This window comes from Marinobacterium sp. xm-a-127 (genome assembly GCF_013283425.1).
GTDB lineage: Bacteria > Pseudomonadota > Gammaproteobacteria > Pseudomonadales > Balneatricaceae > Marinobacterium_E.
The window spans coordinates 72,802-95,138 of sequence record NZ_WBYH01000007.1 but is presented as its reverse complement, the minus strand read 5'-3'; the positions used below and the strand labels follow the sequence as shown (position 1 = coordinate 95,138).

Genomic DNA, 22,337 nt, shown 5'->3' with positions numbered 1-22,337 from the left:
ATCATATAAGGTGTTACTTGATCAACTTTCAAGCATCTAAGGCGATTCGGGGCTTGCCAATGTTTTAATTGGCTAGATTCTGATTTAATTCGCAGCTGTAAACGACTGCTATGTGCCGGTAACAGCCTCTCATTGTTACTGGTGCATACACCAAAACTAGCCCTTCTGATTTGCGTACACGACCATACACCTAGTTCTCACGTTCCCATCCAGGAACCTTTACATACAAGCCCATACACAGAACGTGTTTTGACGTACATGAACGTACAGATAAGTTCATGTCTGGGAGTTCTTGTAACTAGGCGCTTGGGTAGTGAACGGATGGATAATCAAATACCTAGAGATGCTAAATCCGTCCGCTTTAAATTAGGGCTGAGTGGCAATTCACGACCCTCCTGAGCCATTTGCTGGAACCTAGTAAATGCCTAGTTTTGGCCCTATTCGGACCGTTAGCATTATCTAATGTATCGGTTAAGCAGACGTTTTTTCGGTGACTACGACAAGTTGAACCCGTTGGTATCTCATAAGTTCAGCGGTTCAGTTCCCAGTCAGACTAATAGCTTTAAAATTCGTGAAATTCGTTTTAGCCAGATGTTTACTTACGTTAGTGATGAAGCTCCTTATTTCCACACTGCTGTCATTTTTGCTGCTGGGATTTGCCTCGCTGAGCACAGCTGATGTGTCTGGTGCAGAAATGACTGAGAAGATGTCGTCATCTGTTCATATGAGTCATCACGCTGCGCAGCATGGCTGTTGTAATCAACAATCGCCGAGGTGCTCCTCCGTCTGTACCAGCCTGTTTGCTACAACTCTACTCCCCGTCGATTCGCGAATCAGCTTAGCTGATGTGCCGTCCTTCCAAACCTCAGTGCCTGCGACACTTACTGGGCATTACATGATTACTGTCCCGCCACCGCGCTCATAACTCTGAAACTTATCTATCTTTAATGTAGTTTCTGTCGACTTGTATCGGCAATTTTCTATTTTTTCGGAGAATATTCATGGACCGGACTTTAAGCCGTGTGCGCTGTAGCCTGGCAGTAATAGTAAGCGTTGCGATTACCCCCGTTTACGCAATCGATAACAGCGATGAAATTGAACGTATAGTTGATCAGCGCATCAGCGAATATCTAAAAAGCGATGACTTTGACAGAGAAGTTGAAGCATCGATCAATCGCTACATTGCTAAACAGAATGAGGCGAGAGCCGATCGCGAACGTCAGGCGTTGGAGCAAGCAGCCAAGAATCTGGCAGCTGTAGATCCTGCTAAGGATCACATTCGCGGACGTGAGGATGCGGACTTTACGCTGATTGAGTACTCCGATTACGAGTGTCCTTTCTGTAAACGATTTCATACTACCGCGATTGAGTTTATCGAGAAGCATCCTGACGTAAACTGGGTATACCGACATTTTCCGCTCGATTTCCATAACCCGGGCGCTCAAGCTCAGGCTGAAGCGTCTGAATGTGCGGCGGCGGTGGGCGGATCTGATGCGTTTTGGCAGTTCTCAGACCTTATCTATGAACGAACTACCTCCAACGGGAAAGGTTTCCCTATAGAGAACCTGGTTCCACTGGCTGAAGAGATAGGGCTGGATCGTGGCGCTTTTATTGCTTGCATAACTGAAAGGCGATTCAAAGATAAAGTTGAAGCAGACTATCAGAACGGCGTGGCGTCTGGCGTGAGCGGAACTCCGGGTAATTTCTTGCGGGATAATCGTAACGGTAATGTGATTCCGGTCAGTGGCGCACAGCCTCTGCAAAATCTGGAACAAATACTCGCTCAGATGAAAGAGGCTCGCTGATGAAGCTGAATCGCAGAGACTTTGTACGCCTTGCGGCCATGACTGTTTTTACTCAACCCGTTCTGGCAGCGCTTCCGTCAGTCGGAGAGGTGCGTCGCTTTCGGTTGGAGTTAAGGCCCGAACAGCGGAATTGGATTCCTGAATCAGAGATTCCAGTCGAACTCTGGGGGCTAAGCGACTCCCTATTAACCCTTAGACAAGGGGAACCGGTGGAGATTGAGGTGGTCAATCAACTCCCCGAGCCCACGACCCTTCATTGGCACGGATTACGAATTGAAAATGCGATGGACGGTGTGAGTGGCTTGACCCAGGAGCCTATTCCACCCGGCGGCACGTTTACCTATCGCTTTACGCCCGAAGATGCCGGAACCTTCTGGGCGCACTCACATCATAAAACATACGAACAGCTGGCTCGGGGGCTTTACCTTCCCTTAGTCGTAGAAGAGAAGATCGCCTCAGATACCGATCAGGATATCCTAATGGTTATCGATGACTGGCGCTTGAACAATGAAGGGCAACTGGATACGGAGAGTCTTGGGAGTCTTCATGAGTGGGCGCACGGTGGTCGGCTAGGCAACTTTCTGACGATCAATAAAGAGGTACAGCCAAGCTTTACCGTAAAAGCAGGATCACGCGTGCGTTTACGGCTACTGAACACCGCAAATGCGCGCATCTTTGCTGTCGATCTGCCGGAAGTTCCTGCTTGGATCCTAGCCAAAGACGGACAGCCGCTTGCAAACTTGATGCAAGTTACAGAGACGGTGGTGATGGCTCCGGCCGAGCGATACGATCTTATTCTGGATATTCCGAGGGACGCAGAAGGCCAGCTATCTGTGACGATGCCCACGGACAGAGCCCCCATCGAGATGGCCTATCTTCAGGTAGAGGGTTTGCATGAATCGGAACGAGTGCAGTCTCCCGACCCCTTACCGGCTAACCCTATAGAAGAGATATCCCCCGATCAGATACCGGATCATAAGTTGGTGCTCGACATGACTGGCGGAGCCATGGGCTCAATGACTCAGGCTGTCTATAACGGGCAGCAGATGAGCATGCAGGAGCTTATTCAGCACAGGCAGATATGGGCATTCAACGGTGTGGCAAACCGACCGCTTGATCCCTTAATTGAGGCGCGATCGGGTGAGTTGGTTGAAATAGAGATTATAAACAACACCGGTTGGGCACATGGCATGCATCTGCACGGGCACCATTTCAAGGCTGATCTAGCGCGATACAACCCTGATTTGTGGCATGACACGCTGCTGATGGATAGCGGTGAATCAGCCCGAATTCGCTTTATTGCGGGTAAGCCCGGTAGCTGGCTGCTTCATTGTCACATGATAGAGCATCAGGCGGCGGGCATGGTTAGCTGGATAAAAGTGATTGGTTGAGGTAGATATAATGGAAAACCTCACCCAATTAGGCTTGCTGGCCGCCTTTACCGGCGGAATTATATCCTTCCTATCACCCTGTACGCTGCCGCTCGTGCCCGGCTACCTCTCATTTGTTGCAGGTTCTGGCGACAAAAGCCACGCCGAGCATCACTGGCCTCATATGGTGCTTAGCCTGTTTTTTGTAATGGGCTTCTCTATCGTATTTGTGTCATTAGGTGCCAGTACCAGTTTTCTGGGACAGCTGCTCACTGAGTATCGATACGAAGCCAATCTCGTCGGAGGTAGTTTGGTTATCGTATTTGGGCTTTTCATGACAGGAGTCCTAAAGCTGAGCTGGTTGTACCGTGATATTCGACTCCATCCTGCGATCCGCTCAGCAAACCCAACGACAGCCTTTATATTGGGAATCTCGTTCGCGTTGGGTTGGACTCCATGCATTGGCCCAATATTGGCAGTCATTCTCACCCTGAGTTCTTTAAACGCTGATCCTCAGGGTGCCGTGATTCTTCTGACCTTTTATGCGCTTGGGCTCGCTATACCGTTTCTGCTGGTTGCGATGTTTATGGGTACCTTTAAAAAGCGGATGGCTCGCTTAGCGCGATTCAGTCGTCATCTTTACGTTGGTGCCGGTATCACAATGGTGATTATGGGGATTGCCATGGTTACCGGGCGGTTGACGCTCTTTGCGGTTTGGATGATGGATGCGTTCCCGGTTTTAGGCACCGTCGGATAATTTCATACAACAACTTAGGAAATAAATAAGAGAAAAATTAACATGAACACTAAACAGCTATTCAAGAATCTTTTTTTCACCGCCGCATTAGGCGTGAGCGCGATGGCCAATGCGGACCATCGCGACGGGCATGTTAACGTGACCGTCGGGGAACTTTCGGGCCGTGCTGAATTTGGGCAGAAAGTCTTTAACGGTACCTGTGCAGCCTGTCACGGGGAGAACGGTTCAGGCTCACAGAAGGGGCCGCCACTCATTCATGATATCTATAATCCCGGACACCACTCCAATCAGGCGATAGTGAATGCAATCAAGCACGGTGTCCGAGCGCATCATTGGCCATACGGAGATATGCCTGCTCAGGAGAAAATTGGATTTGCAGAAACCATGGCTGTGATCGAATTTATACGCGAGGTTCAGGTTCAAAATGGCGTGGAGCGTCGGGCACACAATATGTAATTGGCGGGTACATCCAAACTAAATCAGGAGAACAGAGATGAAACGATTGAAATTATTGCTTTTAAGCTCAGCTATGGTGCTGTCTACCAACCTATTCGCGCATGGCGTTATGCATGAAACCTTTCCGGCCAATGGCGCGTCAATGTCGGCGCCGACAGATCGTGTAGAGCTGACCTTCAAGAATCCTACGAAGCTGATCAGTATCAAAGTACTCGACTCAAATGAGAACTCCGTACCGGTTAACTTTGCGCGTTCGACGGAAGCAGGGACTCACTTTGAGTCGATGTTTCAAGCACTACAACCCGGTAGTTATACCGTTCAATGGAAGGCCATGGGTGAGGATGGGCATATGATGAAGGGAGATTTTGGATTTAAGCAGGAGTAACTCTACAAAGTAGGGTAGCCATAAGAAAGCTAGTAAAGGGAGTTAACGTATGGAATTGATTGTTTGGGACGGTCTTGTTGTTGGTACGCGCTGGTTACTTTATATCGGCGCTGCGGCTGCGATTGGTGGTACAGCCAGTCTATGGCTGATGCAGCAGCAGATTTTGCTCAAACCGGCGTTGATGCGTTATTCCCTGATAGCGACACTGTTGGCGGTCAGTGCCGCGATTCTGCATTTTCTGGTCCGGGTGGGCGAGGCCTATGACGAAGGGTTAAGCGGGATGTTCGATCCCGATATGATCGGATTTATGTGGGAGTCGCCGCTGGGTGAAGCACTGTTTCTAAGAAGCATCGGTTTGCTAATGATTCTTGGAGGTCTTCTGTTTCTAGCATTAGTTCGCAGTGGGAACCGTGAGCAACGTATTGAGCTCGGATTGATTGAGGGGCTCTTTGTGCTGGCCGGTATGGGGCTTATGGCGCTGTCGTTCAGTGAGGCAGGGCACGCAGTTGAACAGCCACTGTTATTTCAAAGTGTTCTAACAATCCATGTTGTTTTAACCGCCTGGTGGATGGGTTCGCTCTTTCCACTCTGGTTGGCCTGTCATCACCTGGAATTTAGTGAAGCCTACAGTTTACTAGATCGTTTCGGTCAGCTAGCGGTAACGGCTGTCTTGGTGCTGCTTGCTGGTGGCGTGTATATGAGCTACCAGTTGACCGGTTGGTCGAATCTTTTTACCAGCGATTATGGCATTTTACTCTTGGTTAAAGTCGCTCTGGTAGGGGTAATTCTGTCGCTGGCCGCGCTTCATAAATTGGTGTTGGTACCCCGGCTTAAACACACGCAGGATGCGGGTGTATTGAAGCGTTCTATCTTTCTGGAGAAGATCATCGGGGCATCAATTTTTGCAATAACAACAGTTTTGACCACCTTAGTGGGACCAGTTCACTGATGCGTCCGTGATAGCTCAGACGATCATTTATCTTTGAAAATCTCGGTGTGCCGTTGTGCTATCTCCTGAGGCCACTGGGCTTTGATATACGCCAAAACCGACCAGATTTGGTCATCGGTCAGCTTTCCGACGAAAGCTGGCATCTTTGACTTATAATCCGCGCCAGCGATCGACTGAACACCCTCTTTGGTTAACTGGAACAGAAGCGCATCATCGTGATGCCAGGTGTGTCCCGTTTCGTCGTGCGGTGGTGCTGGAAGGTAGTCGTTCTCGTCACGCTTCTGCCAATCTGTCTCTCCCTTCAGATCGGCGCCGTGGCAACTGGCACACTCGTTTTGATAAATCGTTTTACCTGCACTCACGGCTTTGGCATCAGTGTAGGCAATTTTGCCCTGAGCACTGTTCGTCGAAACGAAGGCAAGGGCTGTACTCAGAACAACTACGCCAGCTGCAATGCCTAATTTTGTTCCATTATTCATAATCCATCCAAGCTAGGTCTATGGAAATTAAGATGTTTTGAAGACTCGATCTATTCGACCGTAATGTCGCCCCGGTACATCTGCATCTGGCAATGAAACGCATAACTGCCCGCAGGGCTCGCCGGAATCTGGATCGCTTTTACCTTGTTTATGGGTAGCGAGACGCTGATGCCGAGACCGGGGACCAGCAGCATTTCAGAGCAGGGGGCTTTATCTTCACGCAAAAAATTGAGCGTTGTGGGTTTGCCTGCCGGTATCTTGATATGTGCGGGTGTGTACACACCGTCAGCGACTTTGATGGTCTGCTTCGCTGACGCAACCGAGGCGACAGGCTTGTATAGCCAGAACCACCAGACAATCAGTCCGATTAATACCAGGCCAGCTAGGTTGATGAGTATCATCGGTTATTCCTCCTCAGCGCTCTAGCGCCCAAAAATTAATGCTGCTGCGCTTTAAACAGGCGCAATCGATTGGCATTGGTGACGACCGTTAGTGACGAAAAGGCCATCGCACCACCGGCAACAATCGGACTGAGTAGTACGCCAAAGACTGGGTATAACAGACCGGCAGCGATGGGTATGCCCGCAACGTTGTAGATGAACGCGCCAACCAGGTTCTGTTTGATGTTCGTTAGCGTAGCCTTGCTGACCGCAACGGCATCGGCCAGTCCGTGCAGCGAACCACGCATTAGGGTGATATCTGCACTCTCGATCGCAATATCCGTCCCGGTGCCGATGGCGAAGCCAACATTGGCCTTAGCTAATGCCGGCGCATCATTGATGCCATCCCCCGTCATGCCGACAATCTCACCTGCCATCTGAAGCGACTCAATATGGGCGAGCTTATCCTCAGGCATGACTTCGGAATGATATTCATCGATACCCACTTGGGCGGCTACAGCTTTAGCCGTGGCACTGTTATCCCCGGTAAGCATAATGACCCTCATCCCCTGAGCTTGCAGGCGCTTAATGGCTAGTTCGGAATCAGATTTGATCGGATCAGCAACGGCAACAATCCCCGCGAACTGATTGTCGACTGCGATAAACATCGGCGTTTTTGCCTGACTGGCAAGGCGCTGGGCTTCATCGACCTGAGCACTGACGTCGATCTCGTTCTGCTTCATAAATGAAGCGTTACCCAGTAACACCGTCTTCCCATTTACTTTGCCAGAGACGCCCTGACCGGAGTGCGCGTGAAAATCTGTGACTTTCTCCAGGCTCAGGTTTTGTGCTTTTGCCGCTTCGACAATCGCTTCTGCCAGTGGATGCTCTGATCCAGTCTCAAGGCTGGCGACCAGTGCTAACAGACCTGCTTTGTCGAGATCCGCTACCGGTAAAATATCGGTCACAGCCGGCTTGCCTTCAGTGATAGTGCCGGTTTTATCAAGAACCATCGCCGTGATCTGAGAGGCGGTTTGCAGTGCTTCCCCGTTGCGAATCAGTACACCCGCCTCAGCCGCTTTACCCATCCCAACCATGACGGACATCGGTGTTGCCAGCCCAAGCGCACAGGGACAGGCAATAATCAGTACGGTTGTCGCTGAGATAATCGCGAAGGCAATGGTGGGTTCGGGTCCAAAGTTGGCCCAGATCAGCGCGCTGACAATCGCGATGATCATAATCGCGGGTACAAAGTACTCGCTGATCTTATCGGCAAGGCGTCCAATCGGTGGTTTGGAGTTCTGCGCTTTTTTAACTGAAGCGATAATCTGCGACAGCGCTGTGTTCTTGCCCACACGCGTCGCTTCATAGAGTAGCGATCCACTCTTGTTTAGCGTGCCGGCGATGATTTCATCACCGATCTCTTTGACGACAGGAACAGGTTCACCAGTCAGCATCGATTCATCAATGGAGGAGTGTCCCTCGACAACGCGGCCATCGACTGCAATCTTTTCGCCTGGGCGAACGCGTAGCTTGTCGCCCATAACAACATCATCGATAGGGATATCTACCTCTTCATCACCACGGAGGACACGGGCTGTTTTGGGTTGCAGGCCGATCAACCGCTTGATCGCTTCCGAGGTACGTCCCCGCGCTTTAACTTCCAGTGCCAGACCCAGATTGATCAGACCAATGATCATCGTTGTCGCTTCGAAGTAGATGTGTCGTGCCATTTCGGGGAAAAGCGAGGGTGCAGTTACTACAGCAAAGGAGTAGAGCCAGGCGGCTCCCGTTCCGAGTGCGATCAAGGTATCCATATTGGCTGAGTGGGTACGAAACGCCTTCCAGGCACCGATATAGAAGCCGCGACCGGCGAGCACCATTGTCGCCAGTGTAACCAGGCCAATAATGCCCCAGACAAGTCTCTCCGTACCGGTAGTGACAGACATTTCACCGATGAACAGCCCATAGATCATCAGCGGCACACCGATGCTCAGGGAGACCACTACATTGCGCATCAGCTGCCGGTAGTACTGCGCGTCAGCGGCTTCTTTCTCCGCCAGACTGTCAGCTTCCGACTCGTTTTCAGATTCTTTTGCACCGTAACCTGCCTGAGTTACCGCATCTATCAGGGTGTCGGACGCTACGTCGCCTTCGATAGTCGCGGTGCGATCAGCAAAATTCATCTCAGCCGAAGTCACACCGGGTACTGCTTTCAAAGACTTTTCGATTTTGGCGACGCATCCGGCGCAACTAGCGCCTTGAATATCCAGAATAATTGGATGCTTCGCGACCTTAATGCTGTTCATGAGCTTCATCCTCTGTAAAAGTTTCAATGAGGTGGCAAATCGACTCGTTGGTTGGACACTGGTCTTCCATCTCGTTCCAGGTTTTAGCGGCAGCAATCATGCGGTTTCTCAGAGCGACCATGTCACGGAATCTGGCTTCAGTCTCTTCCAGGCGCTGGTTGATAATGTCCCTAACCAAACCACAGGCCGAATGCTGATGATCCGTCCGCGCGAATATCTCTCTAACATCATCGATACTGAATCCCAGGCTACGCGCTGCCAAGATGAACTTGAGCCGGTTGATGTCCGATGGACTGAAATGTTTGTACCCATTGTCTGGATTGATCTGAGGTTTCAGGAGACCGGAGCGCGTGTAAAACCTAACTGTATCGGGCGTGATAGAGAGTAGCTTTGCAACTTCATTTACCTGCATGGAAGACTCCTTTTTATATCTCGGTTAATGTCCTGGTGGGGGCTTACTACAGCAATGAGGGACGTGCTTTGCGTTGTCGCTGACGTTCTGATCGATTTGTCGATCCCAGCCCAGTTTTAATTGGTTCCACCAGCCATTGTTAGGTTCGACGCTGTATTGTTTAAGAATCTTTAGGATTGAATCTATACTTGTAACGGATGCATCATATGACACTCTTATCCTCTCTCGTGTTGCGTCAAACTCGACGGTATCGATTCCTCTAATCACTCGGATTTCTGGAGTAAATACCTCAATTTTCTGTTCCGTTAGCCCAGTCAGCTTTAGATTTCGTTTTACAAGAAACGCTTCATTTATCCCGGTATTGTGTGTATCCATGTTGCCTCACTTACTGAGACTCTGAGTCACTTAGTAAGAGTTTGCGCTTAGCGAACTCCTCTTCATCAATTTCACCTCGGGCAAATCGCTCATTTAGAAGTTCCATTGCAGAGCTGTTTTTTTGCTTAGAATTACCAGGTAGAAGCGATCGAACAATCAAAACAGCAACAAAAAATAGGACTCCCCAAAATAGCAACATTCCAAACCAGCCAAACATCCCCATACTCCCTATCATCGAATGATCGAATTGATTTAATCCATTAAGACCGTCTGCATATAAGTTCCTACTGGCAGTCGCAAATGAAACTAGAAAAGTAAGTTGTCGATAAAACATAATCATCTCCTTTATCGATTCGTCTAAAACTAATCAGAGTGTTTATATTTTGACTATAAGCCTGTGTCTAACTCACAGGTCAAGGACCTTGACTCAAAAAACTGTTGAGGTTTATGAAGGTTGGACGTCTTCTTTGTGCCGACTCCGGCAGATCTACGGTTTGGATGCCTTCCGTCTGCTATAGAGAAATCATCACAAACCTGTAACGGCTGAAATGTGCGCTTAACCGCCATCTCTCCGTCCGTTGAATATGACGCCTATGTGCCGGTAACAGCCGCTGAACTAGGCACCCCTCAATCGACGTTTGCCACTCCTAACGGAGTGTCATCATCTCTTATACTTCGCGCTTATGAAGTGGCGTAGCTCCGTGTCGCTAACTACGCTACTGCTCCAGCGCTCAGCTTAAGCCTGGAATGCGGTGTAACTTCTCCTTTTGGTAAGTCCATTTCGTGTTAGGCCCCGTAAGCATTCACAATAATAAAAACGGAGACCACATGAAATACGTTATAAAACCCCTCTCTCTGCTTACACTGCTGGGTGTGTTAGCCGGCTGTAACGCCGATAAGCTCGAAGTGACCCTCAAGACAGATGAGATAAGAGCCGTGGGGCAAGGCGAGCTGTCAACTATCTCTTTTGAAGCTGAGTTCTCTTTGATGTCGGAGCTAGACGCTGAACAGCGCGCTGAGCTTGATCAGATTATTGCCACTGTTGAAGACTTTATGGATATCGACGATATCGAGTTGGAAAATACCGATATGGGTATCAATCTACTGATCGAGGGGCAGATGCCGATGAGCGGGACACAGGTATCGGCTCCTTGGTATGTCAGCGTGACTGATTCATACGTGCACGATGATCTCTACCGTATCGAGCTAGCAAATGGCAATGAGTTCGATCGCTTCCAAAACGCACTGCAGGGAATCAACTTTATGCTAGCGCCTAACGCAGTCCAACCGGTTAAGTATAAGGTCCGCGGTGAAGGTTTAGTTATGGCGCCGGGTGTTGATATCGATGGTTACACGTATCTGCTATACGCCGGTGAGATCGATCGCCGTTTGACGATGAACTTCTCAGGTGGTCCTTGGGAAAATACCAGTGGGGGCTTCTTCCTGAATAAGTAATTTCGAAACAGTAAAGGGTAACGGCAGCCCCTTGCCGCTCCCTTAATCGCCAAAACTTTGACGCTCCCCCCAGCTCTGATCTAAATTTGACAAAAAATAGTCGCTTATGGATTCGGCCCCATGTCTATGCTACTTAGAGAACTTCTGATACTCGACAAAGTGCGCAATTGCGCGTTTACACTTTTATAATTTTGAAGTGACATTAACGCCCTAGCTCCCATTCAATGCCAACCAGAACCGCTAGACGGCAAATTGCTCGCGTTTGGTGAGAAGGTATTACTTACTTACACAACTTATTGATCACACATCCCCCCCCTAGTTGTATTTATCCGAGGGGCTCATTTCCCGAAGTTCGATTCTTGTGGGTGGAATCTAACAACTAGGGGATAAGCCCATGAGTAAATATACAAACCAAGAACAGCAGGTAATCAATGCTGCGCTTAACGTCATCCAGAACAAGCTCAGCCAGGAGAATGGCCTGGCATTACCTGTAGAGATGCAGAAGTATCTTAGAATTAGGCTGGCATGTGATAAGGACGAATGGCTATGTGCTATGTTCATGAATAACCAGTACAGGATGATCAGCTTCCAGAGGCTCTTTAGAGGCCCTGTGAGCGTATCTAGCATTAAGCTTAGGGTTATTGCTCGCAAGGCTCTAGAACTCAATGCTGGGGCTGTAGTGCTGTGTCAGAACCATATAGAGGGTGATGTAGTACCTAGGGATGAAGACAGGGAGTTAACAGGTAAAGTCAGAGATGCGCTGGCGTTGCTTGGCATTCAGCTGCTTGATCACATCTTCGTATCTAGAAAGGATTCTTACTCGTTAGCGAAGTATGAGTTATTGTAACGAAAAAACCCAGCTGCGAAGGCTACGGCTGGGTTATTTCTTACTTTGAATCATTTCCATGTATAACGAACAAATGCCGAAGCAGTAGTATTACGATCAATACCATCTACGTTTATTGGGTCAATCTGACCGAAACTCACTCCAGCAGAAATTGTCTCACTTATTGTTTTTGTTACTTGAATCGAGGTGTGATTGTAATCAAAGCCAACATCAGAAATTTCTGGAAAATGTTGGAATTCTAGGTCTGCTACCCACCCGTCAGAAAATTCATGATTTACACCCAACTTGTAAATTAAATGTCTACCATGAATAGAGGCCTTACTGCCACTAGATTTATTTCTAGCATCTAGTGTGTAGTCCATGTACCCGATACCGTAGTGCAGATCACTGCTTCCACTTATCTCAAATCTAGACTGTATCGATGCTTCATAAGATACCTGACTGTATTCTGAGGTTGTCTCATCCGCAGCAACGGAATAAACATACCCTTGAAGATAAACTTGATCCGACACAGACTTTGAAATTTTTAGATGAGGTCCGTACCAAACACGATCCTCGGAACCCACCTTACCAGCGTCTATTTGCGAGTAGCCAACCTCAAGGAAATTATATCGAGCATCGTTAACAGCCTCTGCTTTAGCATTGAGTGAAGTTAGTGCAAAGACTAAGAAAAGTGTTTTGATCATTTTATTAGCTTCCTTCGACTCAATATGAATATCTGAAGTACACCGCAGTGAAGTCCAGGTCACCGCCAGTTGCCTTGTAGTTTCGCTGACGCAAACCAACCTTCACATCGTCAAGGACTGGATATGACAGATCAAATTCATAAGATGAATCGCTTGTCCAGAATGTGCCATTCAGATCATTAATAGCGGTGTACTGTCCTGAGATTGCAAAACCGTTCTCTGCAACATAGCGAAGTCCTACAGTCCCTTCTAAAGCGGTCCCTTCAGGTTTTTGATTTGTGTAACTAGAGTTCGCACATCCCGATATACAATTAAATTTAGAAAATGAGCTGTTATAACCTGCGCCAATAAACGCTTCTGCGTGGTCGTTAAGCGGGAATAGCTTGTAGATATCAAAGAGAAAAGAATGGGTTGTAAACTCTTCATGCTCGCCTGGATCTCGCCAATCAGCATAAGTTGTGTTGTATTCCAAAGTCCCAACAACAGTATCCGTAAGCTCTTTTGATAGCTTTAGATGGTAGGTCTGATTATAAAATTTCGATGAGTGACCAGCATAACCTAGGTCAACATAATCATCGGATGCTTCTACAGCACGTGAAGCTGAAGCGATTGCAAGTGCCAACAAGATAGGAGTTTGTTTCATGTTATCGAATTCCTAAAAATTCTACCAAGTATAACAAGATGGATTTGTGTGTTCATCCTTATGCTTGTAGAAAATCATAGACACCTACCGCGCTTCGCTTGCTGGATACCTTCACAATCACCATTAGAAATAGTGCTTGTTCGGCATCAGATACTTACTCCCTAGTTTTATGAACAGGACCTAGGAGATGTTTTTGATTTCTTCAGGATAGATGGCATAGCCATAAGAGCGTTCTCAGCCTCTGCCGAGGCTTCGTCATCTTCACCCCTTAGTCTTTTGCTTACGGAACATCGAAGCACTTCGCTTCGCTCGGGTGCTTCTAGTTCCGACGCAACGACACGGGGTAAATCTGACCACTAGGTGTGTGAGGGTTATGATTTAGTTGGCATTTCCTTCCAGATCTCTGCAATCCTTTTAAATTCATAAGGTGGTATGAACATGTAAGGGTTCAGCATGTAAGTGCCTGGCTTGGGTTGCTTCAGTACTCTTAGTTCCTGAAGTTTGGTTCCATTTTTGTTATCACTCATCCTAGTTCTGATGCTCTTGTGCAGCTCGTTATCTTTGTTTTTATCTAGAATGATCAGATTGGGATTATCCACTCTCCGTTTAGTATAGTGGTTCCTAATAGTTTGGTTCACTAGGATGTCTTTAAGCTCCGCTATCAGGCCAATCTGTGTTGGTGATAGTTTGCTTAAAACTCTAATGGCATCAATGGCTACATCTTCAGGAAAGTCCTTCGTTGTTTTGCCATTTCCTATAACTAGGAAGGGTGGCACCTTTTCATTTTTCTTTTTGTTTACTAGGATCTCGTAGTGTTCGTTTGAGTTTAGATCCCCTAGTTTCTGATCAAGTTCAATCATGCTGGTCATAAATAAATTCCTATAATTTCAATAGATTTCGATCCTAAAAAACGATAATTTTCATAGATCAAAACTGTATTAAGTATCTGTTTTGTAAGTATTTTTACATATTATTTAAATAATATATAAGGGTTCGATATCTAGAAGGTGTTGTCTAATGGGTGGGGTGACAGCAATTTCCAGCTTCTGTTTCGCAAAAAAGTTAACTGGAATTTGCCGTCACTCGTGTCACTCTTATTCGATCAAGCGGTATTGATCATCGAATTGAATGCCCTGGTAACCGCGATCTTTGTTAGATCTGTATGGGCTCACCTGGCCTTTCATATGGGTATCGAAGTACCAAGCAATGCGTTTGCTAAAGCCTTGTTTGGTTTCTGGGTGTTTAAGGTTGGTCTCACACCATTGTTGGTAATATTCAAAAAGCTGTTTGGTTGTTAGCTTCTGGCCAGGTACTGACTTGGTGTTTTCTTGAAGGAATTCAGAAACAGAATCCAGGTCACGTCTGTAGTTGTCACGCTCATCAAGTACCTTTTTAGGGGTCTGAATACCGTTTTTACGCCAGTCAGCAAGTCCAGCAAGCGCCCAGTTAAGGATACCTGGTAGTTCGTCTTTGAGCTTCACAAGGAGGTTTTTATCCTTTTGTGAATCAGGCACTACATGCCCGAACTCAATAAACCGGAATCGGCGCCAGAAGCCCTCATCATTGATGTTGCCGTATGGCTTATCATTCCCGTACATAACAATCTTCGCTGTTGATTTAAACGTGATTGGATTGCCACGAAGGAACCTGCCAGTAATCTCATCATCACCAGAGATGGATTTCAGCATCTGTGCATTGAAGGTTTCGTTGTCGTTTGTTTCATCTGTAATAGCTAGTCGTGCACCTGCTAGCGTTGCAAGACTTGCGTGTGCGCCTAGGTTTGGTGCACTGCTTTTCTTCTGCATGAAACTATCAGATGAAGCTTTAACGCCGTAGGTGCCTAGAAGTGTTTTTACTAGGTCAATAAAGGTTGATTTGCCGTTAGCGCCTGTTCCATAGAAGTAGTAGATCTCCTGTTCTTTTGTGCTAGCGGTTAGGAAGTAACCAACAAGACGTTGAAGGTACTTGATCATATCCTGATCACTCTGCATCGATGTGTCTAAGAAGCTCTCCCATAGCGGGCATGTAGCATCTGAATCGTAGGTTGTGCCCAATGACTTCATGACTAGATCGCTTGCTACTGCTGGTCGAGTTGAGCCTGCTTCAATGTCGTATACAGAGTCTTGTATGCCAATAAGGTTATGATTCGCGTTAAGCTTTTTCACACCCTTTGCTGTTCTGATCTGGACGACCTTCAATACAGCATTCACCTTGCTTTGGTTCATTTGGCTCTTAAGCCAAGTAGGCTCACCTGCCTCAATCTCTGGGTATTCACCGTGGAAAATGTCCAGAATGATTTGGTAGTAGAAATCCCAAACTAGGTTTGCTGCATCCTCAGCTTCATGCCATACCCCGTTCTGGAAAACTTTCCACTCCTTGCGAGTGGTATCAAACAGAATGTTGTCCTTATGCTTTGCTACAAGTAGCTCGGCAATGATTATGTTGTGTTCCCCGTCAAGAAGCTTTTCAGTGATCTGGTCAGTGTTTACTCCAGTTGTTGGAGCTACTTCTAGGATGCTAGTTGTGTTTAGAGAGTTCATTACGCTGCCTCCTGATCACGAAGGGCGATACGAGAGTCAATCCACTCTTCTAGTTCTGATTGAATCCATGCGCTTGAGCGCTCGCTTAGTTTGATTGGTTTTGGGAATGCACCTTGTTGAGCAAGAGCGTAGATGTATGAACGTGATAAGCCGGTAGTGGCGATTACGTCTTTAAGCTTTAGTAGTTTAGGCATGATATGCACCTTTTCCTGTTTAAGTTGCGCCGTCATTCGGCGTAGGTGCATTACAAATTTTTAGAGGGTTTGCTCCCTCACAGGTGGGGGAAGAGGATTCCCCAGGTGGGGAAATTCCTAATTAGTTCTTCTGAGTCTCCAGATACTTCATGGCTTCAGCTAACAGGCGTTCATCGACTTTGCTTAAGCCGTAATTGTTAACGTCCAGCTCAACGGCTAGCTCTAATAGCAGCTCTTTAATCTGGCTTTTATTAGGGCTTGTGCCTGAAGCGTATTTGGGACTTTTAGCCAGATGATGCATTAGTAAACCAATAACTTTTAGAGAAGTATTGGAAGCTAGCGCATTGTTTACAGGAGAGGTGGATAGTTGCTTCGAGGAGTTAACTTCAGACTTGAGCATGAAGATATTGTCTAGCTCAACCTCTTTGTAACTAGGTTTACCATCGACCCACTTATGATGATCGTATAGCTCTTCTGCTGTTCTCCAGTGATCGAACTCTGTGTCAGTTAGATCATCGCCAAGATTACGAAGCAGCTCCACTTCTAAAAATTTCTGATTAACTATAAGCCCTTTAATTGCTGACTTGTTCAGTGCTAAAACCTGTCCAATTTCTAACTCAAAATGCTGGCGGTTTTCACGATCGTAGGTATCAATAAAGAACCCCTCCTCATCAACCCACTCTTTTTTACATGGAAAAAGATCTAGGGTGCGTTCTGACGTGGAGATAGTGAAAAGGTCCAGTTTGCCCTCCAATGCATTAAATAGAAGATCTGATACATCCAGCTTAATTGTGGATGCTGCTTCGCTAAGGTTGATAAGGTCTCTAAGTGATTTAGTCATTCTTTAACTTATCCAAATAATCGGCCCATTCCTGCATCATCTTTGTTCGCTCAGGCATGTACTCTGCTTTGTTATAAACAGCCCTAATCCTATCCTTGGGAGCGTGAGCAAGTTGCATTTCAATTACATCAGGATTGTAACCTAGCTCGTTGAGTTGCGTGCTGGCGGTATGCCTTATGCCATGCGAAGTCATGAACCCTCTTCCAAACTGCTCGCCAGTATTAGGGTTGATCAACCTAGTGATTGCTACGTTTAAGGTGTTCTCCGTCATCGGCTGTTTATTGTTATTAATGCTTATGGAGCTCATGAACACATACTCAAACCTGCCTGTGAGCTTTTGCATATCCTTTAGGATACTAATCGCCTGCTTAGACAATGGAACCTTATGCTCTCGATCAGTCTTCATCTCTTCTGGTGGAAATGTAATTAGCTTGTTCGCAAAGTCGACATACTTCCATCTCAAGAACCTGATGTTGTGAGGGCGCAAGAAAACTAGGGACATAAATTGTAGTCCCTTCTTAACAGCGTAGTCTCCAGTATGGGTATCGATCGCCTTCAGGAATAGCGCCACATCCTCTACTTTTGTTAAGTGGGCAAAGTTCCTAGTTTCCTTAACTTTCGGCAGTGTGCGTCTAACAGTATCAGCTGGATTGTTTTCAATTAACTGTAGACCGATCATGTAATCAAATGTCTGACGGCAGTAAATCGCTAAACGTTGGGCTGTCTCACGTTTACCAGATTCAGCGATGGGTTTAAGTAACTGACTCAGATCCTGGGCTGTGATTTGAGTAGCGTCTTTTTTATCTAAGACAGGGAAGAGATACTTCTCCATTCGACCTATACGCTTAGAATAGGTAGACCCCCTTAGATCTAGAGTCTTCATTTGCTCATGTGAGTAATAGCTGAAGCAATTTTTATCCGGTGTAGCGTCTTTTGGATTAATGCCCTTAGCAACTAGCGCATGTGCTTTCTCATGCTCTTCTCTAGCTTCTGCGAGTGACATGGCAGGATAGGTACCAAAGGTGATTGTCTTCCGGCTACCGTCTATTTTTGCGTCATAACGAAAGGACTTTGTTCCGGTCTTGGTAACGTAGACATACAAGCCGCCCCCATCAGTGACCTTATACCCCTTCTCCTGGGGCTTTAGGTTCTTGACCTTTGCATCTGATAAAACACGCTTCACTTTTGTTGTCCTGTACCGTCTGATACCGTAAACGATACCGTTTTTGATACGGTATTTCAATGAATCTTACAGGACGCTAGAAGACGCAAAATTACTATAAGTTATTGTTATTAATACTATATAAGACTTTACAGGATCTCTGTTCGTAATCGCCTCGAGGCACCATCTTTAAAGCCTAGTCAAACGACTGGGCTTTTTGTTTGTGTTCTATGGTAAACCTCTTTGCCGATCTCAAGAATCTCATTCATTGTGGTGCGCAAGCGTCAATCATGCGCTTTATCTCATTTGGGTCATCATATCCTTTGATCACAAGATCTGCGTCATCGCCTGCTCGTGTGATGGTGATGTCACCATTACCAAATATTCTTTGCAGTAATGACTGCTTTATCGCAACAGATGGGTGCGCGGCGTGATTCACTTCGACCATATCTCGATTCAAAATGCCCCAGTGGAATTCAACCTCTTGATCGGTGATAACCAGCTTTGTCGTTTTTACCTTTAACCACCAGATCAGAAAAATAACCAAACCGATGCCAATCGGAACCAGAATTAAGGCTAGCAGGAAGCTAAAAGGCGCTGCTTTAAACATCTCAGGATGCTGTTCAAGGAACACTTTACGCTCGTGGGTAGGAATACTATCTATTTGTGTGGTCATGCTGGAATCCTTTCATCTATGAAGTCGTACTACCGGTATCATTAAGACTAGTACAAAATGCTTGTATTACCATAAACCCATCCGCAAAGAATCACTCTAGAATTAACCCAGTTAATGCGGTTTTCGCTTCCAATACCGCATATCAAAGACTCAATTTAATTTTTCAACAACTCAAGAACGTCAGCCACTGATTGCGCAATCTCTTCTGATGTTGCTGGCTCTTTAGCCAACAAGGTAATAGCCGCTCTGTTTAGTTTTCGAATTTGGTCAACTGTCTCTTCAGATTTATCACCATCCATGACTCTTTGCTTGAGTTTGCTTGTTGGAATATCACTGGCTGTGATGGTGGTGATATCAGTTGAGTTTAATCCGCCCAATAGCCTATGAAGCTGGCCGCGATTTTTTAGCCCTAACTCCTTAACAAGCTGATCAACAGCCTCCTGCTTGGCCACGCCTGCTTTTTGCGATTTGTTTTTCTTGGCTTTCTCTTGGTGATGTTCTGGCTTTTCTTTTCCTTTTTCTGCAACCGCCAATGGGGATGTCGCCAATAGTGAGATAGAGAGAAGCGAGGCTAAAACTGTGCGAATGATCATAACAATCTCCAATTTGCTAATAATTTAAGCGTAGTCGCAAATTCCTATAAAACAATGAGTCACCCATTTACAGATTAGAAAGGCCGCATCACGGCATTACCGCTGCTAGCAAAACCAAGATGTGCTAGCCTCTCCTAGTCAAATGTTTAAATTAAGAGTTGTTATGACACGTTTTATTGCTCTGTTTTCTGTGCTGTTGCTAGCTGGCTGCGCAACCTCGCCTCCGCGCAATGTTGAGAACGCCTGTTACATTTTTAATGAGAAGCCTGACTGGTACAAAGCGTCGATGGCGGCGGAAGAGAAGTGGGGGCTTCCGATGCAGGTTCAGTTGGCGATTATGCGCCAGGAGTCGAGCTTTAAGCACGATGCAGCACCGCCACGAGATACCTTTTTAGGGGTGCCAATGTGGTGGCGGATCTCTTCAGCTTACGGGTATGCACAAGCAAAGGACTCCACTTGGGATTGGTACAAAAGTAAAACGGGCCGATTCTGGGCAAGCCGAGAGAACTATGCCGACGCTGTCGACTTTATGGGTTGGTACGCCGGCATCTCACAACGCACTTTGGGTATCTCTAAATGGGACGCCTACAACCAATACCTTGCATATCACGAAGGCCACGGCGGCTGGAAGAAACAGACCTTCAATAAAAAAGCCTGGTTAATTGGTGTTGCTAAAAAGGTCGATGCCAATGCGCGAATGTATGGCAGTCAGCTGCAAGGTTGTCGCGACCGTCTTAAATCATCTTGGTGGCCGTTCTAGGCCACCGTTACTCAAACCTGATTAAAGGTTTCGATCTGAAGGTTTATCGTTCACGTACGCCACTTCATGAATGAGAAAACCTTAACCACTGCCTCCCCCGTCCCCAAAAGCAGAGCATCACGCCTATTAAGCATGGGCGGATTAGCTACAAAACTTGCAGGAAACGTCTTAACAGAAGGCTCTAAACGCTGGATAAAAGGTGAAGCACCCTCTTTAAACGAGCTGGTTTTAACACCTAAGAACATGAGTGATGTAGCCGATAAGCTAGCCCGTATGCGTGGCGCAGCAATGAAATTAGGTCAGCTACTCTCAATGGATGCCGGTACCCTACTACCCCCTGAATTGGCCGCTGTCCTAGCTAGGTTACAGTCACAAGGCGTCATCATGCCTAAAACTCAGCTCATACATACGCTTGAGTCGAGCTGGGGCAGTGATTGGATGGATCGGTTTAACTACTTTTCGTTCGACCCCATTGCCGCCGCTTCTATTGGGCAGGTCCACAAAGCACGGACACTGGATAACAATGAGTTAGCAATTAAAATCCAATACCCTGGTGTGGCACAGAGCATCGACAGCGACATCGATAACGTCATTTCACTGCTCAGGCTAAGCGGTTTACTGCCCAGAGGGCTGGATATAGATGAATTGGTTGATGAAGCAAGGCACCAGCTTCACTTAGAGGCTGATTACTGCGCAGAATCACGGCATTTGACAGATTTCGCCGGCAAGATCAGCAACTTTAGCATCAATTGCGATCTAATAATGCCAACTTACTTCGCCGAGCTTTCTGAAACTAACATCATGACGATGAGCTTTATAGAGGGCGTGGGCATTGAAGAGTGGCTAAAAGATCACCCAGAGGATGCCAGCCGTATTATGGGGTTGATGCTGGAGCTATTCTTTACCGAACTCCTGCAGATGAACTTAATGCAGACAGACCCCAACCCCGCAAATTTTCATGTTTGCCCAGACACTGGCAAACTGATTCTTTTCGATTTTGGCGCGGTAAGGCAGTTCGATCCTCAGTTTGTAGATCGCTACAAACAGGCCATAGATCAGGCCATTGAGCAAAACCGTGCAGGCCTTGAAGCGGCTTTAGAAGTGCTTAGTTTTTTCAAAAATGGTACCGATGTGGCAAACAAAGCGGCGGTTATCGATATCTTTACCATTGCTTCTGAACCCCTCAGGTCAACAACGCCTTATGATTTTGGTCAGAGTGATATTGCTAAGCGCATCCATGAGATTGGTATGAGTGTTAGTAAAGACCCAGATGCGTGGCATACCCCACCAGCCGATGTACTGTTTTTACACCGTAAAATGGCGGGGCTTTATCTAATGGCCGCAAAGCACAACGCTGTTGTTGATACACGAACCATCTACCAACAAATTAGTGGTTAATAAGGTTTTTATTTGAAGGCATTAACAGACTGAACTATGCTGAAACTAATCTCAGATTAGGTATGCAACATGGTAAGTGACAAAGTCATAACACCGATCGACTACTCAAAATTGGGCTGTAAGCAGTGCCTAAATGGTGAGGTGTTGGGCTTTGATTTCACTATGGCCTTCCAACCCATTGTTGATCTCCGCCATCAGACGATTTTTGCCCAAGAGGCACTGGCAAGGGGGCTTAACGGCGAGGGGGCCGGATCAGTCTTTGAACAGGTCAATGAACAGAACCTCTATCGCTTTGACCAGACTTGTCGCGTTAAAGCCATTGAGATTGCGTCGCGTTTTGACGATGAGTCGCTCCTCAGTATCAACTTCATGCCCAGGGCTATCTATAAGGCTGAGCTGTGTATTCGCACCACACTCGAAGCGGCAAAAGTCTATTCGATTGATCCCAAAAGGTTGATTTTTGAGTTCAGCGAAACTGAGCGTGTCGACGATATTGCTCACCTGAAACGAACGATTGAGTTTTATAAGGAGCAGGACTTTAAGACCGCTATGGACGATTTTGGTTCTGGGTACTCAGGTTTAAATATGCTGACGGAATTTAAGCCTGATCTGATCAAGCTCGATATCCAGCTGATCCATGAAATTGACCACTCAAAGACACGTTTTGCAATCATTAAGTCTGTGAAAACGATGTGTGATGATCTTGGTATTCAGATCATTGCGGAAGGTGTCGAAACCGTTGAAGAGAAGCAGACATTGCAGGAACTAGGAATCTACTACCAGCAAGGTTTCTTATTCGCCAAGCCTGCTTTTGAAACACTGCTTAAAACTGAAGAGTTGAGCCAGCTTTCACAATAGGTAAACC

At 46.7% G+C, this 22,337-nt stretch carries 25 protein-coding genes; 11 read left to right on the top strand and 14 right to left on the bottom strand.

Annotated features, from left to right (window positions below):
- The first annotated feature begins 1,001 nt into the window (after nucleotides 1–1,001).
- The 6 genes from XMA127_RS11470 (at nucleotide 1,002) to XMA127_RS11445 (ending at nucleotide 5,722) form a co-directional block, all read left to right on the top strand.
- On the top strand, nucleotides 1,002–1,805 hold the full coding sequence (locus tag XMA127_RS11470; RefSeq protein WP_173495106.1) for a DsbA family protein: 804 nt from the start codon (nucleotides 1,002–1,004) through the stop codon (nucleotides 1,803–1,805).
- Complete coding sequence (locus XMA127_RS11465; protein WP_254443918.1) at nucleotides 1,805–3,196, top strand: multicopper oxidase family protein; 1,392 nt, start codon at nucleotides 1,805–1,807, stop codon at nucleotides 3,194–3,196. The genes XMA127_RS11470 and XMA127_RS11465 overlap by 1 nt, the downstream gene beginning before the upstream one ends.
- Nucleotides 3,197–3,206: 10 nt before the next feature.
- The gene (locus tag XMA127_RS11460; protein ID WP_173484146.1) at nucleotides 3,207–3,932 is read left to right on the top strand and encodes a cytochrome c biogenesis CcdA family protein; all 726 of its coding nucleotides are present in this window, start codon (nucleotides 3,207–3,209) and stop codon (nucleotides 3,930–3,932) included.
- A 102-nt stretch (nucleotides 3,933–4,034) separates the two neighbouring features.
- Entirely contained in the window at nucleotides 4,035–4,388 is a 354-nt protein-coding gene (locus XMA127_RS11455) for a cytochrome c (RefSeq protein ID WP_173484145.1), read from the top strand.
- A 37-nt stretch (nucleotides 4,389–4,425) separates the two neighbouring features.
- Nucleotides 4,426–4,773 carry a copper resistance CopC family protein gene (locus XMA127_RS11450; RefSeq protein WP_217362121.1) on the top strand — a complete coding sequence of 116 codons (348 nt, stop codon included), beginning with the start codon at nucleotides 4,426–4,428 and terminating at the stop codon, nucleotides 4,771–4,773.
- A 49-nt stretch (nucleotides 4,774–4,822) separates the two neighbouring features.
- Complete coding sequence (locus XMA127_RS11445; protein WP_173495107.1) at nucleotides 4,823–5,722, top strand: copper resistance D family protein; 900 nt, start codon at nucleotides 4,823–4,825, stop codon at nucleotides 5,720–5,722.
- Between the two features lie 23 nt (nucleotides 5,723–5,745).
- On the opposite strand, the gene XMA127_RS11440 is transcribed toward XMA127_RS11445, so the two are convergent.
- The 5 genes from XMA127_RS11440 to XMA127_RS11420 form a co-directional block, all read right to left on the bottom strand.
- Complete coding sequence (locus tag XMA127_RS11440; protein WP_173495108.1) at nucleotides 5,746–6,201, bottom strand: cytochrome c; 456 nt, start codon at nucleotides 6,199–6,201, stop codon at nucleotides 5,746–5,748.
- Between the two features lie 50 nt (nucleotides 6,202–6,251).
- Nucleotides 6,252–6,602, bottom strand: a complete 351-nt coding sequence (locus XMA127_RS11435) for a cupredoxin domain-containing protein (RefSeq protein WP_173495109.1) — start codon at nucleotides 6,600–6,602, stop codon at nucleotides 6,252–6,254.
- A gap of 35 nt (nucleotides 6,603–6,637) precedes the next feature.
- Complete coding sequence (locus XMA127_RS11430; protein WP_217362120.1) at nucleotides 6,638–8,890, bottom strand: heavy metal translocating P-type ATPase; 2,253 nt, start codon at nucleotides 8,888–8,890, stop codon at nucleotides 6,638–6,640.
- Nucleotides 8,877–9,302, bottom strand: a complete 426-nt coding sequence (locus XMA127_RS11995; protein WP_173495111.1) for a MerR family transcriptional regulator — start codon at nucleotides 9,300–9,302, stop codon at nucleotides 8,877–8,879. Before XMA127_RS11995 ends, XMA127_RS11430 begins: the two co-directional genes overlap by 14 nt.
- A 385-nt stretch (nucleotides 9,303–9,687) precedes the next feature.
- Nucleotides 9,688–10,011, bottom strand: a complete 324-nt coding sequence (locus tag XMA127_RS11420) for an SHOCT domain-containing protein (RefSeq protein WP_217362119.1) — start codon at nucleotides 10,009–10,011, stop codon at nucleotides 9,688–9,690.
- 494 nt (nucleotides 10,012–10,505) lie between these two features.
- Between XMA127_RS11420 and XMA127_RS11415 the strand changes: the two genes are divergently transcribed.
- Both XMA127_RS11415 and XMA127_RS11410 read left to right on the top strand, forming a co-directional pair.
- The gene (locus XMA127_RS11415; RefSeq protein ID WP_173495112.1) at nucleotides 10,506–11,132 is read left to right on the top strand and encodes a hypothetical protein; all 627 of its coding nucleotides are present in this window, start codon (nucleotides 10,506–10,508) and stop codon (nucleotides 11,130–11,132) included.
- 394 nt (nucleotides 11,133–11,526) lie between these two features.
- Nucleotides 11,527–11,979 (top strand): JAB domain-containing protein, encoded by a 453-nt coding sequence (locus XMA127_RS11410; RefSeq protein ID WP_173499219.1) that lies wholly within the window; start codon nucleotides 11,527–11,529, stop codon nucleotides 11,977–11,979.
- A 50-nt stretch (nucleotides 11,980–12,029) separates the two neighbouring features.
- Here XMA127_RS11410 and XMA127_RS11405 read toward each other — a convergent pair whose 3' ends face one another.
- The 9 genes from XMA127_RS11405 to XMA127_RS11365 all read right to left on the bottom strand — a co-directional run bounded on the left by XMA127_RS11405 (nucleotide 12,030) and on the right by XMA127_RS11365 (nucleotide 19,254).
- On the bottom strand, nucleotides 12,030–12,665 hold the full coding sequence (locus XMA127_RS11405) for a hypothetical protein (protein WP_173499218.1): 636 nt from the start codon (nucleotides 12,663–12,665) through the stop codon (nucleotides 12,030–12,032).
- A 19-nt stretch (nucleotides 12,666–12,684) separates the two neighbouring features.
- The gene (locus XMA127_RS11400) at nucleotides 12,685–13,308 is read right to left on the bottom strand and encodes a hypothetical protein (protein ID WP_173499217.1); all 624 of its coding nucleotides are present in this window, start codon (nucleotides 13,306–13,308) and stop codon (nucleotides 12,685–12,687) included.
- A gap of 371 nt (nucleotides 13,309–13,679) precedes the next feature.
- Nucleotides 13,680–14,177 (bottom strand): hypothetical protein, encoded by a 498-nt coding sequence (locus tag XMA127_RS11395; RefSeq protein ID WP_173499216.1) that lies wholly within the window; start codon nucleotides 14,175–14,177, stop codon nucleotides 13,680–13,682.
- Between the two features lie 225 nt (nucleotides 14,178–14,402).
- Nucleotides 14,403–15,848, bottom strand: a complete 1,446-nt coding sequence (locus XMA127_RS11390; RefSeq protein ID WP_173499215.1) for a phage/plasmid primase, P4 family — start codon at nucleotides 15,846–15,848, stop codon at nucleotides 14,403–14,405.
- Complete coding sequence (locus tag XMA127_RS11385; RefSeq protein ID WP_173499214.1) at nucleotides 15,848–16,042, bottom strand: AlpA family transcriptional regulator; 195 nt, start codon at nucleotides 16,040–16,042, stop codon at nucleotides 15,848–15,850. The genes XMA127_RS11390 and XMA127_RS11385 overlap by 1 nt, the downstream gene beginning before the upstream one ends.
- 121 nt (nucleotides 16,043–16,163) lie before the next feature.
- Nucleotides 16,164–16,883, bottom strand: a complete 720-nt coding sequence (locus XMA127_RS11380) for a hypothetical protein (protein ID WP_173499213.1) — start codon at nucleotides 16,881–16,883, stop codon at nucleotides 16,164–16,166.
- Complete coding sequence (locus XMA127_RS11375) at nucleotides 16,876–18,066, bottom strand: integrase arm-type DNA-binding domain-containing protein (protein ID WP_173499212.1); 1,191 nt, start codon at nucleotides 18,064–18,066, stop codon at nucleotides 16,876–16,878. Before XMA127_RS11375 ends, XMA127_RS11380 begins: the two co-directional genes overlap by 8 nt.
- Before the next feature lie 244 nt (nucleotides 18,067–18,310).
- Entirely contained in the window at nucleotides 18,311–18,721 is a 411-nt protein-coding gene (locus tag XMA127_RS11370) for a PH domain-containing protein (protein WP_173489235.1), read from the bottom strand.
- A 155-nt stretch (nucleotides 18,722–18,876) separates the two neighbouring features.
- The gene (locus tag XMA127_RS11365) at nucleotides 18,877–19,254 is read right to left on the bottom strand and encodes a hypothetical protein (RefSeq protein WP_173489236.1); all 378 of its coding nucleotides are present in this window, start codon (nucleotides 19,252–19,254) and stop codon (nucleotides 18,877–18,879) included.
- A gap of 223 nt (nucleotides 19,255–19,477) precedes the next feature.
- Between XMA127_RS11365 and XMA127_RS11360 the strand changes: the two genes are divergently transcribed.
- The 3 genes from XMA127_RS11360 to XMA127_RS11350 all read left to right on the top strand — a co-directional run bounded on the left by XMA127_RS11360 (nucleotide 19,478) and on the right by XMA127_RS11350 (nucleotide 22,330).
- Nucleotides 19,478–20,074: a transglycosylase SLT domain-containing protein gene (locus XMA127_RS11360; RefSeq protein WP_173482202.1), complete on the top strand. Its 597-nt coding sequence runs from the start codon at nucleotides 19,478–19,480 to the stop codon at nucleotides 20,072–20,074.
- Between the two features lie 66 nt (nucleotides 20,075–20,140).
- Nucleotides 20,141–21,472: an AarF/ABC1/UbiB kinase family protein gene (locus XMA127_RS11355; RefSeq protein ID WP_173499211.1), complete on the top strand. Its 1,332-nt coding sequence runs from the start codon at nucleotides 20,141–20,143 to the stop codon at nucleotides 21,470–21,472.
- A gap of 69 nt (nucleotides 21,473–21,541) precedes the next feature.
- Nucleotides 21,542–22,330 carry an EAL domain-containing protein gene (locus tag XMA127_RS11350; RefSeq protein ID WP_173489238.1) on the top strand — a complete coding sequence of 263 codons (789 nt, stop codon included), beginning with the start codon at nucleotides 21,542–21,544 and terminating at the stop codon, nucleotides 22,328–22,330.
- Nucleotides 22,331–22,337 lie beyond the last annotated feature (7 nt).